The organism is Sphingomonas sp. PP-CE-3A-406 (assembly GCF_003688625.1).
In the GTDB taxonomy this organism is placed as follows: Bacteria; Pseudomonadota; Alphaproteobacteria; order Sphingomonadales; family Sphingomonadaceae; genus Sphingomonas.
Map to the genome: position 1 here is coordinate 1,353,107 of NZ_RCWY01000001.1, position 14,295 is coordinate 1,367,401.

A 14,295-nucleotide genomic window follows, 5' to 3' on the forward strand; every position below is an offset into this window, starting at 1 on the left:
ATCTTGTCCAATATGGCGATTGCGCGAGTTGACCGCCACGTCAACCATGCAGCATAGGTTACCCTGTGGGGGCGGATCAAACCATCGATTGGCGAAACGCCGCCGCGAGCGCGCTCGATTGGTGGCACGAGGCTGGCGTCGACACGCTGGTCGACGACGTTCCACGCGACTGGTTCGCGGCGCCCGAGCTGCTTGTCGTGCCCTCCGCTACGCCTACTGCGCCGGTCGTGGCACCGTCCGCGATGCCGCATTTGCTGGCCGATTTCCTGGCCTGGCGGAGCAGCGCGGAGGTTCCCGAGGCGGAGTGGAGCGGGGTTTCGCTCGCTGCCGTAGGTCCGGCTGACGCTACGGTCATGGTGCTTGTCGATTGTCCCGACCGGGATGATGGGGACGCGGGGGCGTTGCTGAGTGGCGCATCGGGACGGTTGCTCGACAAGATGCTCGCGGCGATCGGACTTACGCGCGACGAAGTGCATCTCGCGGCGGTCTGCGCGAAGCGGCCGACGGCGGGGCGGATCCAAAGCGAGGTCGAGGCGCGGCTGTCGGAGATCGCCAAGCATCACATCGGGTTGGTTGCCCCCAAGCGGTTGCTGCTGCTGGGCAATGCGGCGAGCCGTGCGATCCTCGGGACGGAATTGCAGGCGGCGCGCGGGCGTTTGCACGGATTTAACCATAAGACCGGAGAAACGGGGTCCGGTTCGGCTTCTGGCGAAGCATCCAGCGAGACCGGTGTGGTCGCGAGCTTTCACCCGCGGTTTCTGATCGAGAAGCCCGCGGCCAAGGCCGAGGCCTGGAAGGATTTGCAGATGTTGATGCGCGGACTGACGTCGCAAGAGGGTGTGAGATGATGCGGATCCGATCGGTTTCCTGGGCGGCGATCGCCCTGGGCCTCAGCGCCCTCCCCCTCCCGGCCTTGGCGGCGACTGCCGCGGGCGAGCCTGCCGGCGATGCGCGGCTCGGGACGACCAAGCTGGTCGGTGCGCCGACGCTGGAGCAAATCCCCGACCAGCTCGATGCCAGCCAGCGCGAGGCCTACAAGACGGTGTTCGCGGCGATCCGCGACGGCAAGTGGACCGACGCGCAGATCGGGCTCGACACGATGAAGCCCGGCCCGCTGCATGCGATCGCGCGCGCCGAGATGTACACGGCGAAGGGGTCGCCGCGGGTCGAGATGGAGCCGCTGGTCGCGCTGCTCAACGAAGCGCCCGAGCTTCCCGAAGCCGCGCAGATCTCCCGCCTTGCGACGACGCGCGGCGCGGTCGGTTTGCCGCCCCTGCCCGTAGCGCAGCGGTTGATCTGGCAGGACGGCGCGCCGCGTAGGGTCCGCGCCAAGAGCCTGCAGGGCGACATGATCGCCGCCGATCTCGCGATGAAGATGCAGCCCTACGTCAAGGCGGACATGGGCCGTGAGGCGCAGTCGCTGCTGGAAAGCACGCCCGGCCTTACCCCCGAGGCGCTGACCGAATGGCAGCAGAAGATCGCATGGATCTATTTCCTCCAGGGCGACGACGTGAACGCGCGCGTGATGGCGGCCAAGGCACAGGACGGCGTCGGCGACTGGGCGGTCCAGGGCCGCTGGGTCGGCGCGCTGTCGGCCTGGCGGCAGAATGACTGCGCGAATGCCGAGACCGGGTTCGAGGGTGTCGCGGCACGCGCGGGCGACGTCGATCTGCGCGCTGCCGCGCTATACTGGGCATCGCGTGCCGACATGGTCTGCTCGCGCCCCGACAAGATCGAGGGTCGGCTGAAGGCGGCGGCGCAGTTCGGCGAGAGCTTCTACGGACAGCTCGCACGTCAGCAGCTTGCGATGAGGGACAAGGGCACATCCGTCGGTGGGCTGGTAGCGAGCGACTGGAAAATCGTCGGTAACCGCCCGAACGTCCGCGTCGCCGCCGCTTTGGTCGAGGTCGGCGAGACCGACCTGGCCGATACCGTGATCCGCCAGCAGGCCAAGATCGGCGACCCGCGCGAGTTCGGCAATCTGGTGCGCGTGGCCGAAGCGCTGAGCCTGCCGGCGACGACCGTGTGGCTCGCACACAATTGCCCGCAAGGGATCACGTCGACCGCCGAGGCGCGCTATCCGACGCCGAACTGGACGCCCGACAGCGGCTGGCACATCGACAAGGCGCTGGTCTACGCACACACGCTCGAGGAATCGCGGTTCCGCAACACCGTGAAGAGCCCAGCCGGCGCGTATGGCCTGATGCAGATCATGCCCGCCGCCGCGACTGATTTCGCGCGCGAGCGCGGTACTTCGATCGACGTGAAAGCGCTGACCAAGCCGAGCACCAACATGGATGTCGGCCAGCGTCATCTCGAACGGCTGCGCGACATGGCGGGCGTCACCGGCGGGCTGCTGCCCAAGGTGATCGCGGCGTATAACGCGGGCCCGCGCCCGGTCGGCGACTGGAACGCAATCGTCCACGATAACGGCGATCCGCTGCTGTATATCGAGAGCATTCCGTACTGGGAGACGCGCGGATACGTCACCACCGTGCTGCGTAACTACTGGATGTACGAGGCGCAGGGCGGCAAGAAGGCGTCGACCAGCCGCAACGCGCTGGCACAGGGCATGTGGCCGCGCTTCCCCGGCCTGCCGGGTGCGACCGCGGTGCGGATGGCCGCCAGACCCTATACGCAATACCGGGCCAGCACGGCGCCCTTGAACGCCACCGTTGCCGTCAATGCCAGCGTCGGGCCGCAATCCACCACTGTCACGCGCGCGGACTGAGTTTCATGCCGATCGATGAAAGCCGGATTTTCCTGCCGGTGCGGATTGCCGTATTGACGGTGTCGGATACGCGTGGCCTTGCCGAGGATCGCTCGGGCGATACGCTGGTCGCGCGACTGACCGAGGCAGGCCACGTTCTCGCCGACCGCCGGATCGAGAAGGACGACGTCGAGACGATCGTTTCACGCCTGCACGCCTGGATCGGCGATCCCGAGGTCGACTGCGTCATCACCACCGGCGGCACCGGCGTCACCGGCCGCGACGTGACCCCGGAGGCGGTCGAGCAGGTCGCGGAGAAGATGATCCCGGGGTTCGGCGAACTCTTCCGCATGCTCAGCTACCAGACGATCGGCACCTCGACCGTCCAGTCGCGCGCGTGCGCCTGCGTGTCGCACGGCACCTATATCTTCGCGCTGCCGGGATCGACCGGCGCGGTGAAGGACGGCTGGGACGGCATTCTCCGCGACCAGCTCGACAGCCGCCACCGGCCCTGCAACTTCGTCGAGCTGATGCCGCGGCTGCTGGAACGGTAAACGCACCAACCTTCCGTATCGCGCGCCAGATCATGGTGTTGCGTTCGGTGCGTGATGCTAGCGGCCCTGGAAGAAATTCGACAAATTATGACGTTTTGTGAGTGCGTTGAAGGTAGCGTGTCGCTGTAGTAACAAACTGGCACACTCGGTGCATTGGTGATCAGGCAATCCGATCGGGTTGCAACGCCAACAATCCGAAGGACGCCCTCATGTCATCGTTCATCCTCAAGAGCCTGATCGTCGCCACCGCGCTCGTCTCCGCCGCACCGGTTCTCGCTGCCGGTGGATCGCAACCGACGACCGAACTGAAATACGACGCGAAGACGCAGAAATACTGCGTGACCGATCCGGCCGTCACGGGCAGCCATCTTCAGCGCAAGACGTGCAAGACCGCGACGCAGTGGAGCGCCGACGGGCTCGACATGCCGAAGGCAGCGATCGGGGACACGAGGACGGTTGCGACGATCGTCGAGAAGTAACCCGCAAACCGACGCTCGGGGCGACATGGCCAGCATGTCGCCCCGCCGTTCGAGGCTGAACCACCCTCCCCCTCGAGAGGGAGGATATCTCGACCGATCCTTCGCGCTAGCCGCGCAGGGCCCGGCCGGCGACCACGGCGAGCTTCGCAACCAGAGCCGGATCGCGCGCGTCGCCGGCGGTGATGATCGCGCTGTCCAGGCAGGTATCGATCGGCGATGTCGGACGCTCCGCCGGTAACGCGCGGAGGAGCGCCATCACCATCGCGCGGGCCTTGGCCGCATTCGCGCCGAGTTGCGCGATCACCTGCGCGACGTCGACGCCAGCCTCATCTTCCCGCCAGCAATCGTAATCCGTCACCATGCCGACCAGCGCATAGGGCAGCTCCGCCTCACGCGCGAGTTTCGCCTCGGGCATCGCGGTCATGCCGATCACGTCGCAGCCCCATTGGCGGTAGAGCCGGCTTTCCGCCCGCGTCGAGAATTGCGGGCCTTCCATCGCGAGATACGTGCCGCGGTCGTCGACCTGCGCGCCGGCTTCGCGCGCGGCGTCGGCGGCATAGCGCGACAGGCGCGGGCAGACCGGGTCGGCCATCGAGACGTGCGCGACGAGACCGGTGCCGAAGAAGCTCGACGGCCGCCCCTTGGTACGATCGACGAACTGATCGACGACGGTGAAGCTGCCGGGCGGGCGCTGCTCGACGAGCGAGCCGACCGACGACACGGCCAGAACGTCGGTCACGCCGAGCCGCTTCAACGCATCGATGTTCGCGCGGGCGTTGATCTCGGAGGGGGAGATGCGGTGGCCTCGGCCGTGCCTTGGCAGAAACGCGACGCCGACATGGCCGACGCGGCCGGTGTAGATCGCGTCCGATGGCTCGCCCCACGGCGTCTCGACCGTCTGCCAGCGGCCATCCTCGACCCCGTCGACCGCGTACAGCCCCGAGCCGCCGATGATCCCGATCGTCCAGCCGTTCACTCGGCGAGCGCCCTGGGCCGTGCGTAGACGAAGTAGATTGCGAGACCGAGCAGGTTCCATAATCCGAAATAGAGCTGCGTCTTGGAGGGGAGGCTGAAGAAGAGGTACAGGCAGCCGAGGATGCCGATCGTGCCGACCAGCGTCGCCGCCGGCGCGCGGAACGTCCGGATCGCATCGGGCCCACGGCGGCGCATCACGAGCATGCACGCGCAGACCGCGACGAATGCAGCAAGCGTGCCCGCATTGGCTAGCGCGGCGATCTCGGCGAGCGGCAACAGGCCTGCGATGACGGCAACGATCGCCGCGGTGATCCAGGTGATCCGCACGGGGGCACCTCGCTTGGAGACCTTGGCGAGGCTCAGCGGGAGCAGTCCGTCGCGTGCCATCGTGAAGAATATCCGGCTCTGGCCGAACAGGAAGGCGAGCAGCACCGTCGGCAAGGCGATCACGGCGGAGGCGCCGAGGAAGGTCGCGAACCCCGGCCGGCCGATTTCGCGCAGGATCAGCGCGAGCGGCTCGGCGCTGCCGGCGAACTTGGTGTAGGACAGCGCGCCGACCGCGGCGACCGCGACCAGGATGTAGATCGCGATGCACGCGACCATCGATCCGACGATGCCGATCGCGAGATCGCGGCCCGGGTTCTTGGTCTCCTCCGCCGCGGTGGAGATCGCGTCGAAGCCATAGAACGCAAAGAAGATGATCGCCGCCGCCGCCATGACGCCGCGCTCGGCCCCGTCGGGCTGGACGGCCTTGGGGAAGCCGTAGGGCATGAACGGATGCAGGTTGGCGCTGTTAAAATAATGCAGCGCAATGAACACGAACACGGTCAGCGCGATCATCTTCACGCCGACGAGGACCGCGTTCAGCGTCGCACTCTCGCGCGTGCCGAACGACAGCACGCCGGCTACGACCGCGATGATGAAGATCGCCGGCACGTTGAGAATGCCGCCGAGTTCGGGGCTGAGCGTCAGCGCCTCGGGAAAGCCGAACGCACCGCGCAGCAACGGCGCCGCATAGCCCGACCAGCCGACCGCAACGGTCGACACGACGAGGGAGTATTCGAGGATCAGCGACCAGCCGATCACCCACGCGATCAGCTCGCCGAGCACGACATAGCTGTAGGTATACGCGCTGCCCGAGGCGGGGATCATCGTCGCCATCTCGGCATAGGCGAGCGCGGCGCAGGCACAGATCCCGCCGGCGATTATGAAGGAGAGGATCACCGCCGGCCCCGCGAGCCCCGCGCCGACGCCGATCAGCGTCAGGATGCCGGTGCCGACGATTCCACCGACGCCCATCGCCACCAGATGCGGCCACGACAGCGTCCGCGCGAGCTGATGCTCCGGCGGCTGCTCGGTGACGATTTTTCGGCGAAACAGACTGGCCACGGATATCCCCTCTTCTTTGGCGCGGGGAGTGGCACAGGTGGGGCGCGGCGGGCAAGTTCGGCGACCTTGCCAGCCCCGGTTGCCGCCCTCCCCCCGTCATGCCGGGCTCGTTCCGGCATCCACTGTTCCGCATATTCGAGAGATTTGAGTTCGCGGAAGGGTGGACCCCGGAACCAGTCCGGGGTGACGGAGCTATGGGGCACCGTCTCGACCCAATCCTTGTTCTCCCGCGAAGGCGGGAGCCCAGCCTGGGTCCCTGCCTTCGCGGGGACACAAACTAGCTAACGCTGGAACTCAAACGGTGAAGCTTTCCCCGCACCCGCACGCGCCCTTGGCGTTGGGGTTCTGGAACACGAACCCTGCGGTAAAGTCGTCCTCCACCCAGTCCATTGTCGAGCCGATCAGATACAGGATCGACCCGCCATCGACGAACAAGGTCCCCCCCGGCGTATCGATCCGCTCGTCGAAAGGTTTGGCCTCGGTGACGTAATCGACCGAATAGGCCAGCCCCGAACACCCACGCTTCGGCGTCGACAACTTCACCCCGATCGCATCTTCCGGAGCCCGAGCCATCAGGTCGGCGATCCGCGCATGCGCCGTCGCCGTCAGGTTCAGCGCCGCCGGCCGTGCTCGCAATGTCGTCGCCATCACCAATTCCTTCTGCTCCCCTCCCGCCTGCGGGAGGGGTTGGGGGAGGGCTTGAACAGCAGCGTTCCGCTCTCCCCTCCCCTAACCCCTCCCGCAAGCGGGAGGGGAATTGTTACAGCATGCCCAACTCGAGCTTCGCCTCGTCCGACATCTTCTGCGGATCCCAGGGCGGATCCCAGACCAGGTTCACTTCGGCAAACCCGACCCCCGGCACCGATCCGACGCGCATCTCGACCTCTGCCGGCATCGACTCCGCGACAGGACAGTTCGGTGTGGTCAGCGTCATCGCCACCACCGCATGCCCGTCCTCGGTCACCTCGACGCCGTAAATCAGCCCCAGGTCATAGATGTTCACCGGGATCTCGGGATCGTAGATCTCCTTCAGCGCATCGATGATCGCATCGTACACCGCGCCACCGGGCTCGCCGGGCGAGTCCACCTGCGGCTTCTGCGCCAGGAAGCCCGCGAGATAATCCCGCTTGCGCTCCGCGTCGGAGTCCGTCTCCATCACGACGCGCGCCTTGGGCGGCGATGCGACCGCATCCACTTCCTCGATCTCGAACCGATCGGTCATTTGAAGATCCTCGTTACTCGCTCGATACCGCGCACCAGCGCCTCGACGTCCGCCGGCCCGTTATACACGCCGAAACTCGCGCGTGCCGTCGCCTCGACGCCCAGCGCCTCCATCAGCGGCTGCGCGCAGTGATGGCCGGCACGGATCGCGACGCGCTCCTCGTCCAATATGGTGCCGATGTCGTGCGGATGAACCCCCTCGATCGTGAAGCTCACGATCCCCGCCGAGTCCGCCGGACCATAGAGGCGCACAGAATTGATCCCCGACAGCGCCTCGCGCGTCGCCGTGACCAGCGCCGTCTCGTGCGCGTGGATCGCGTCGAGCCCGATGCTCTCGACATAGTCGATCGCCGCATGCAGCCCGAGCGCGCCGACGATATGCGGCGTCCCCGCCTCGAACCGTCCCGGCGGCGGCGCATAGGTGGTCTTCGCAAACGATACCTTGTCGATCATCGACCCACCACCCTGGTACGGCGGCATCGCGTCGAGCAATTCAGGCTTGGCCCACAGCACGCCGATCCCGGTCGGCCCGTACAGCTTGTGCCCGGAGAACACGTAGAAATCGCAGCCGATCGCCTTCACGTCGACCATGATCCGCGGCACCGACTGGCACCCGTCGAGCAGGATCTTCGCGCCGACCGAATGCGCGATCTCGGTCGCGCGCCTGGCGTCGAGCACCGAGCCGAGCACATTCGAGACATGCCCGAGCGCGACCAGCTTGTGCGCCGGCGTGATCATCCGCTCCATCGCGTCGAGATCGATGCGGTGGTCGGGCGTCAACGGCAACACGTCGATCGCGACGCCGCGCGCTTCCGCGATCATCTGCCACGGAACGATGTTCGAATGATGCTCGAGCATGGAGAGCAGGATGCGGTCGCCCGCCTTCAACTGCGTCCCTGCCCAGCACTGCGCGACCAGATTGATCGCCTCAGTCGCACCACGCACGAACACGATCTCGTCGGGAGAGCCAGCGCCGATGAACCGCGCGACGGCCTTACGCGCCGCTTCGTACGCGACCGTCATATCGGCGGACCGCTGGTACACGCCGCGGTGCACGGTGGCGTAGGTCTCTCCATACGCGCGCGTAATCGCATCGACCACGACCTGCGGCTTCTGCGCAGTCGCAGCGGTATCGAGATACGCCCAGCCCTCAGGGATCGCCGGGAAGTCCGACAGGCGGTCGAGCGGGCGCGTTTGGGTCAGCATGGTCATCTTCCCCCCTCCCTGAAAGGGAGGGGTCGGGGGTGGGTCGGCTGCTGGGACTCGGTGACGCCAGCCAAAGGGCCAACCCACCCCCAGCCCCTCCCTTCCAGGGAGGGGAGCGCGTTGCGCCCGTTCACAACGCTCGCTCCAGCCACGCATCGGCGTCCGCCACGAAAGCCTCGCGCACCGTCTCGTCCGCGATCTGCACGAACGCATCCCCGACGAATGCGCGCGTGAGCAGCGCCTGCGCCTTGGCATGCGGGATGCCGCGGCTCTGCATGTAGAACAGCGCGCGCTGATCGAGTTCGCCGACCGTCGCGCCGTGCGCGCACTTCACGTCGTCCGCGAAAATCTCCAGCTCGGGCTTCAGGTTCACCGTCGCGGTCCGCTGCAACAGCAACCCGCGCAACGACTGCACCCCGTCGGTCTTCTGCGCATCGCGCGCCACCTCGACCCGCGCCGCAAGGCTCGCCGTAGATTTGTCCGCAGCGACCGCACGCCAGATCTGCTTGCTCTGTCCGTTCAGCGCCGCATGCCGCACCGACACCGCGCACTCCTGCCGCTGGTCGTTCCGCGTCAGCAACGCGCCGCCATATTCGGCAAACGCATCGTCGCCCGTCACCGTGATCGCCCCATCGATCCGCGTCCCGGCATCGCCCGCGCCCAACACAGTGACGATCAGGCTCGCCTCAGCACCGATCTCGACCTCGTCGCGCAACGACACGAAACCACCGGCCTGAAGCAACCGTACCGCCCGCGTAAGTTTGGCACCCTTGCCAAGCACGATCCGCGTCGACCGGTTCGACCAGCCAGCCCCGACATACGTCTCGACGACCGACGCGCTCGCGCCATTGGCCAGCACGATCTCGGCCGGAAGCTGATTGTCGCCACCCGTGGCGATGTGGACGATCTGGATCAGTTCGGCCGTCGCATCCGCGTCGACGCGCAAGGACCAGCCCAGCCCGGTCGTCCGACGCCCAAGCGCGTGCGATCCGCCGTCAATGGGAACGATCGTGACATGCCGCAGATCTCTGCGCCCCTCGTCGAGAACGCCATCGACGAACACCGCCCGCGCACCCGGCAAGTCGAGAAACCACTCGCCAGCATCCAGCGCAACGCCGCGCGGCAACTCCGCCGCCGCCGCAATCGCCGCCGGATCACCCCAGCGCCAGGATTCCTCGCGGGTGGAAGGAAGTTCGATCCTGAAATCCTCCCCGGCACGGGGAGGGGGACCGCGACGCGTAGCGGCGGGGTGAAGGGGGGCTTCCACAGACGCTACGTCCAGCGGAGAACCCCCTCCACCAGCTTCGCTGGTCCCCCTCCCCGTACCGGGGAGGATTTGCGACAGGCTACTCACGCGGCGATCCCCACATAGCCTTCGCTCTCGAGCTGCTTGGCGAGGTCCTTGCCGCCCGAGCGGACGATCTTGCCGTCCGCCAGCACGTGGACGAAGTCCGGCTCCACGTAATCGAGCAACCGCTGGTAATGCGTGATCAGCAGCACCGCCTTGTCAGGCGCGCGCATGATGCGGTTGATGCCGTCGCCGACGACGCGCAGCGCATCGATGTCGAGCCCCGAATCCGTCTCGTCGAGGATCGCGAACTTCGGGTTGACGATGCCCATCTGGACCATCTCGTTGCGCTTCTTCTCGCCGCCCGAAAAGCCGACGTTCACCGGCCGCTTGAGCATGTCGTAATCCATGCCGAGCAGATCCGCCTGCCCGCGCGCGAGCTTCAGGAACTCGCCGCCCGACAAAGGCTTCTCGTCGCGCGTCGCGCGCTGGGCGTTGAGCGCCTCGCGCAGGAACTGGACGTTCGACACGCCGGGGATCTCGACCGGATACTGGAAGCCAAGGAACACGCCCGCCGCAGCGCGCTCATGCGCCTCCAGCTCGAGCAGGTCGACGCCGTCGAACGTCACCGAGCCCGCCGTGACCTCATAGCCGGGCCGCCCGCCGAGCACATAGCCCAGCGTCGACTTGCCCGCCCCGTTCGGCCCCATGATCGCGTGCACCTCGCCCGCGTTCACCGCGAGCGACAGGCCCTTGAGAATTTCCTTGCCGTCGATCTCGGCGTGGAGGTTTTCAATTTTCAGCATTTAGATTTCTTTAGAAAAAATTGCTTCGCGACGAGCCAATAGCCGCCGCAACATATTCCTTAAGCGTGGCGCCTTCAAAAGACTCGCGCTGAACCTTTTTATCAACAAACCAAACGCAGTGAACCAATTCATCTGAAAGTGATTCAACAGTCATCTTTTCGCCGCCGGATTTTAACCGAACAACATCTCCAGGTTTAAAGCTCATTGTTACCACTCCTGTTTTAGACAAAAAGAATTTAGCCTACGCTACCTTCCAACGAAATCCCCAGCAGCTTCTGCGCCTCAACCGCGAACTCCATCGGCAGCTGCTGCAGCACCTCCCGCGCAAAGCCATTCACGATCAGCGCGACCGCCGCCTCCTGGTCCAGCCCGCGCGACATCGCGTAGAACAGCTGGTCCTCGGAGATCTTCGACGTCGTCGCCTCGTGTTCGATCTGCGCGGACGGGTTGCGGACCTCGATATACGGCACGGTATGCGCGCCGCACTGGTCGCCGAGCAGCAGGCTGTCGCACTGCGTGAAGTTCCGCACGCCCTCCGCGGTCGGCGCGACGCGCACCAGCCCGCGGTACGTGTTGTCCGAACGCCCCGCCGAAATCCCCTTCGACACGATCGTCGATCGCGTGTTCTTGCCGAGGTGAATCATCTTCGTGCCGGTATCGGCCTGCTGGCGATTGTTCGTCACCGCGACCGAATAGAACTCGCCGACCGAGCCGTCGCCGAGCAGCACGCACGACGGGTATTTCCATGTGATCGCGCTGCCGGTCTCGACCTGGGTCCAGCTCACCTTCGAGTTCTTGCCCTGGCACAACGCACGCTTGGTGACGAAATTATAGATCCCGCCGACGCCGTTCTCGTCGCCCGGATACCAGTTCTGCACAGTCGAATATTTGATCTCGGCATCGTCGAGCACGACAAGTTCGACCACCGCCGCATGCAGCTGGTTCTCGTCGCGCATCGGCGCGGTGCAGCCCTCAAGATACGAGACGTACGAGCCCTTGTCGGCGACGATCAGCGTGCGTTCGAACTGCCCGGTATTCTCGGCGTTGATGCGGAAATAGGTCGACAGCTCCATTGGGCAACGGACGCCCTCCGGGATGTAGACGAACGTCCCGTCGGAGAAGACCGCCGAGTTCAGCGTCGCGAAATAGTTATCGCGCTGTGGCACGACCTTGCCGAGCCACTTCCGGACGAGCTCGGGATATTCCTTGATCGCCTCGGAGATCGAGCGGAAGATCACGCCCGCAGCCTCGAGCTCCTTGCGGAACGTGGTCGCGACCGAGACGCTGTCGAACACCGCATCCACCGCGACGCGACGCTTGGGCGTGCCGTCCTCGTTCAGCGGATCCTCGACAACGCCGGCCAGCATCTTCTGCTCGCCGATCGGAATGCCGAGCTTCTCGTAGACTCGCAGGATCTCCGGATCGACCTCGTCGAGCGATCCGAGTTTTGGCTTCGCCTTGGGCTCGGCGTAATAATACGCGTCCTGGTAATCGATCGGGGGCACGTTGAGCTTCGACCAGTCGGGCGCCTCCATCGTCTGCCACAACGCGAACGCCTTCAGCCGCCAGTCGAGCATCCAGGCAGGCTCGCCCTTCTTGGCGGAAATGAAGCGCACCGTGTCTTCCGACAGACCCTTCGGCGCGAATTCCTGTTCGATGTCCGAGGAGAAGCCCCACTCGTACGTCTTGTTCGCGGCGGCGTATGCCTCTGCGTTCCGGGTAGCCATCATTCCATCTCCGCCGCAACGCGGCTCTCTAAAAACTCGGCGATCTCTGCGTCTCTGCGCGAGCAAAATTCTTTGCGCGCAGAGGCGCAGAGATCGCGGAGGAAGGGGTAAGGCGCTTCGCGCGTCATGCGGGCACCTGTGAAAGAGGGGGGTGTAAAACCGGGGCTTGCGAAAGGCTGGCGAGCGACACGCCGGCGAGCGCACCGCGGACCGCGCCGTTGACGGCGTTCCAGTGCGGCTTGACCTTGCACGTCTGCTCGACGCAGCAATCCTGCGATGCGCCATCGACGCACGACGTCAGCGCGATCGGACCCTCGACCGCCTCGATGATGTCGGCGAGCGAGATCATCGCGGGTGGGCGCGACAGGCGGAAGCCGCCGCCGGTACCGCGCGTGCTCTCGATCAGCCCTGCGGCGGACAGCCGGCTGACCAGCTTCTGCACGGTCGGCAAGGGCACGCCCGTCTCCTCTGCCAGCAGCGTCGCGTTCAGCCGCGCGACACCGCCGCAATGACGCGCCGCGGCGCTCATCATCACGACAGCATAGTCAGCAAGGCTGGAAAGACGCATGGTGGCTTCTAAAGTCCAATCGGACCGATATGATCCGATTGGTCAAATGGGCTTTGTGCAGTGCATCGTCAACCCGCTGAGCCATGCTAACGACTCGCAACTGAGCCCTCCCCATCATTCCCGCGAAGGCGGGAATCCACTTCGCCTTTCGCGCCTGCGGATGGTTGGATCCCCGCCTTCGCGGGAATGACGGAAGAAGGGTTTGGCCGCCCCGGCCGATATGCCTAAGAGCGCGCATGGCCTTTTACCACCCGATCCTGTTCCGCCTCGACGCCGAGCGCGCGCATACCCTCACCATCGCCGCGCTCGGCGCATGGGGGAAGGCCGGTGTGCCGCTGGCACCGAACGTACCGCGGCTCGCGACGACGGTTGCGGGGATCGCTTTTCCCAACCCGGTTGGGCTCGCTGCAGGCGTCGACAAGGACGGCCGAGCGATCGACGGTTTCTTCGGGTTGGGCTTCGGCAGCGTCGAAATCGGCACGCTCACGCCGGTGCCGCAACCCGGCAACCCGAAGCCGCGCATCTTCCGCCTTCCCGAGGACCGCGCGATCATCAACCGGCTCGGCTTCAACAATGGCGGGCTCGATGCGGCGCTGGGTCGCGTCAGGAGCGGGGCTGGCGGTGAAGGCGTGCTCGGCATCAACGTCGGCGCCAACAAGGACGCAACCGATCGCACCGCGGATTACGTCCACGGCGTGACCCGCGCATCGCGCCACGCCAATTACGTCACGATCAACATCAGCTCCCCCAACACGCCGGGGCTGCGCGATCTCCAGCACGGCGCGGCGTTGCGCGACCTGCTCGCAGCCTGCACCGCGGCGAAGGGCGACACGCCGATCTTCCTCAAGGTCGCGCCAGACCTCGAACCCGCCGATATCGACGATATCGCCCGCGCGGCGATCGACAACCGCATCGACGCGCTGATCGTCAACAACACGACGATCTCCCGCCCCGGCCTGCAATCGACCAATGCGAAGGAAACCGGCGGCCTGTCCGGCGCGCCGCTGGTCCCGCTAGCCCGCAAACGCCTGTCGGACTTCCGCAAGGCGACCGGGGCTGCGATTCCGCTGATCTCGGTCGGCGGCATAGACAGCGGTGCCGAAGCCTATACCCGCCTCCGCGCCGGTGCGAGCCTCGTCCAGCTCTACACCGCGCTGGTGTACGAAGGGCCCCGCCTCCCCGCCCGCATCCTCCGCGAACTCGACGCGCTGCTGACCCGAGATGGCTTTACGTCTGTCGGCGACGCGGTGGGTGTCGACGCGCGCTAAGCCGCTTCCGTCATCCCGGCTCCTCCCGTCATCCCAGCGAACGCTGGGATCCAGAGCCGCGGATGTCGCCCTGTGTGGCTCTGGATCCTGGGTCGAGCCCAGGA

General features: G+C 66.0%; 15 protein-coding genes. 5 read left to right on the forward strand and 10 right to left on the reverse strand.

Going from position 1 to position 14,295, the window contains the following annotated elements; genetic code table 11:
* The first annotated feature begins 65 nt into the window (after window positions 1-65).
* From C8J44_RS05940 to C8J44_RS05955, 4 genes are all read left to right on the forward strand, one after another.
* The gene (locus C8J44_RS05940) at window positions 66-848 is read left to right on the forward strand and encodes a uracil-DNA glycosylase (RefSeq protein ID WP_121903648.1); all 783 of its coding nucleotides are present in this window, start codon (window positions 66-68) and stop codon (window positions 846-848) included.
* Entirely contained in the window at window positions 848-2,731 is a 1,884-nt protein-coding gene (locus C8J44_RS05945) for a lytic transglycosylase domain-containing protein (protein WP_121903880.1), read from the forward strand. Before C8J44_RS05940 ends, C8J44_RS05945 begins: the two co-directional genes overlap by 1 nt.
* Window positions 2,732-2,736: 5 nt before the next feature.
* The gene (gene moaB / locus C8J44_RS05950) at window positions 2,737-3,264 is read left to right on the forward strand and encodes a molybdenum cofactor biosynthesis protein B (protein WP_121903649.1); all 528 of its coding nucleotides are present in this window, start codon (window positions 2,737-2,739) and stop codon (window positions 3,262-3,264) included.
* Window positions 3,265-3,473: 209 nt separating this feature from the next.
* Window positions 3,474-3,743, forward strand: coding sequence for a hypothetical protein (locus C8J44_RS05955; protein WP_060523839.1), 270 nt, complete (start codon window positions 3,474-3,476; stop codon window positions 3,741-3,743).
* 106 nt (window positions 3,744-3,849) lie between these two features.
* Here the strand turns inward: C8J44_RS05955 and C8J44_RS05960 are convergent, their stop codons facing one another.
* From C8J44_RS05960 to C8J44_RS06005, 10 genes are all read right to left on the reverse strand, one after another.
* The gene (locus tag C8J44_RS05960) at window positions 3,850-4,719 is read right to left on the reverse strand and encodes an S-methyl-5'-thioadenosine phosphorylase (RefSeq protein WP_121903650.1); all 870 of its coding nucleotides are present in this window, start codon (window positions 4,717-4,719) and stop codon (window positions 3,850-3,852) included.
* Complete coding sequence (locus C8J44_RS05965; protein WP_121903651.1) at window positions 4,716-6,107, reverse strand: amino acid permease; 1,392 nt, start codon at window positions 6,105-6,107, stop codon at window positions 4,716-4,718. Before C8J44_RS05965 ends, C8J44_RS05960 begins: the two co-directional genes overlap by 4 nt.
* Before the next feature lie 294 nt (window positions 6,108-6,401).
* Window positions 6,402-6,755, reverse strand: a complete 354-nt coding sequence (locus tag C8J44_RS05970) for an iron-sulfur cluster assembly accessory protein (RefSeq protein ID WP_056057673.1) — start codon at window positions 6,753-6,755, stop codon at window positions 6,402-6,404.
* Between the two features lie 112 nt (window positions 6,756-6,867).
* A complete protein-coding gene (locus tag C8J44_RS05975; protein WP_121903652.1) occupies window positions 6,868-7,329 on the reverse strand; it encodes an SUF system Fe-S cluster assembly protein in 462 nt (153 codons plus the stop codon).
* The gene (locus tag C8J44_RS05980) at window positions 7,326-8,540 is read right to left on the reverse strand and encodes a cysteine desulfurase (protein WP_121903653.1); all 1,215 of its coding nucleotides are present in this window, start codon (window positions 8,538-8,540) and stop codon (window positions 7,326-7,328) included. Before C8J44_RS05980 ends, C8J44_RS05975 begins: the two co-directional genes overlap by 4 nt.
* Before the next feature lie 124 nt (window positions 8,541-8,664).
* Complete coding sequence (locus tag C8J44_RS05985; protein ID WP_310886155.1) at window positions 8,665-9,801, reverse strand: SufD family Fe-S cluster assembly protein; 1,137 nt, start codon at window positions 9,799-9,801, stop codon at window positions 8,665-8,667.
* A gap of 83 nt (window positions 9,802-9,884) precedes the next feature.
* Window positions 9,885-10,628, reverse strand: coding sequence for a Fe-S cluster assembly ATPase SufC (gene sufC, locus C8J44_RS05990; RefSeq protein ID WP_121903654.1), 744 nt, complete (start codon window positions 10,626-10,628; stop codon window positions 9,885-9,887).
* 10 nt (window positions 10,629-10,638) lie between these two features.
* Window positions 10,639-10,833: a YodC family protein gene (locus tag C8J44_RS05995; RefSeq protein ID WP_121903655.1), complete on the reverse strand. Its 195-nt coding sequence runs from the start codon at window positions 10,831-10,833 to the stop codon at window positions 10,639-10,641.
* A 31-nt stretch (window positions 10,834-10,864) separates the two neighbouring features.
* The gene (gene sufB, locus C8J44_RS06000; protein ID WP_121903656.1) at window positions 10,865-12,355 is read right to left on the reverse strand and encodes a Fe-S cluster assembly protein SufB; all 1,491 of its coding nucleotides are present in this window, start codon (window positions 12,353-12,355) and stop codon (window positions 10,865-10,867) included.
* A 124-nt stretch (window positions 12,356-12,479) separates the two neighbouring features.
* Window positions 12,480-12,923 carry an SUF system Fe-S cluster assembly regulator gene (locus C8J44_RS06005; RefSeq protein WP_121903657.1) on the reverse strand — a complete coding sequence of 148 codons (444 nt, stop codon included), beginning with the start codon at window positions 12,921-12,923 and terminating at the stop codon, window positions 12,480-12,482.
* A 236-nt stretch (window positions 12,924-13,159) separates the two neighbouring features.
* Between C8J44_RS06005 and C8J44_RS06010 the strand changes: the two genes are divergently transcribed.
* Window positions 13,160-14,191: a quinone-dependent dihydroorotate dehydrogenase gene (locus C8J44_RS06010; RefSeq protein WP_121903658.1), complete on the forward strand. Its 1,032-nt coding sequence runs from the start codon at window positions 13,160-13,162 to the stop codon at window positions 14,189-14,191.
* Window positions 14,192-14,295 lie beyond the last annotated feature (104 nt).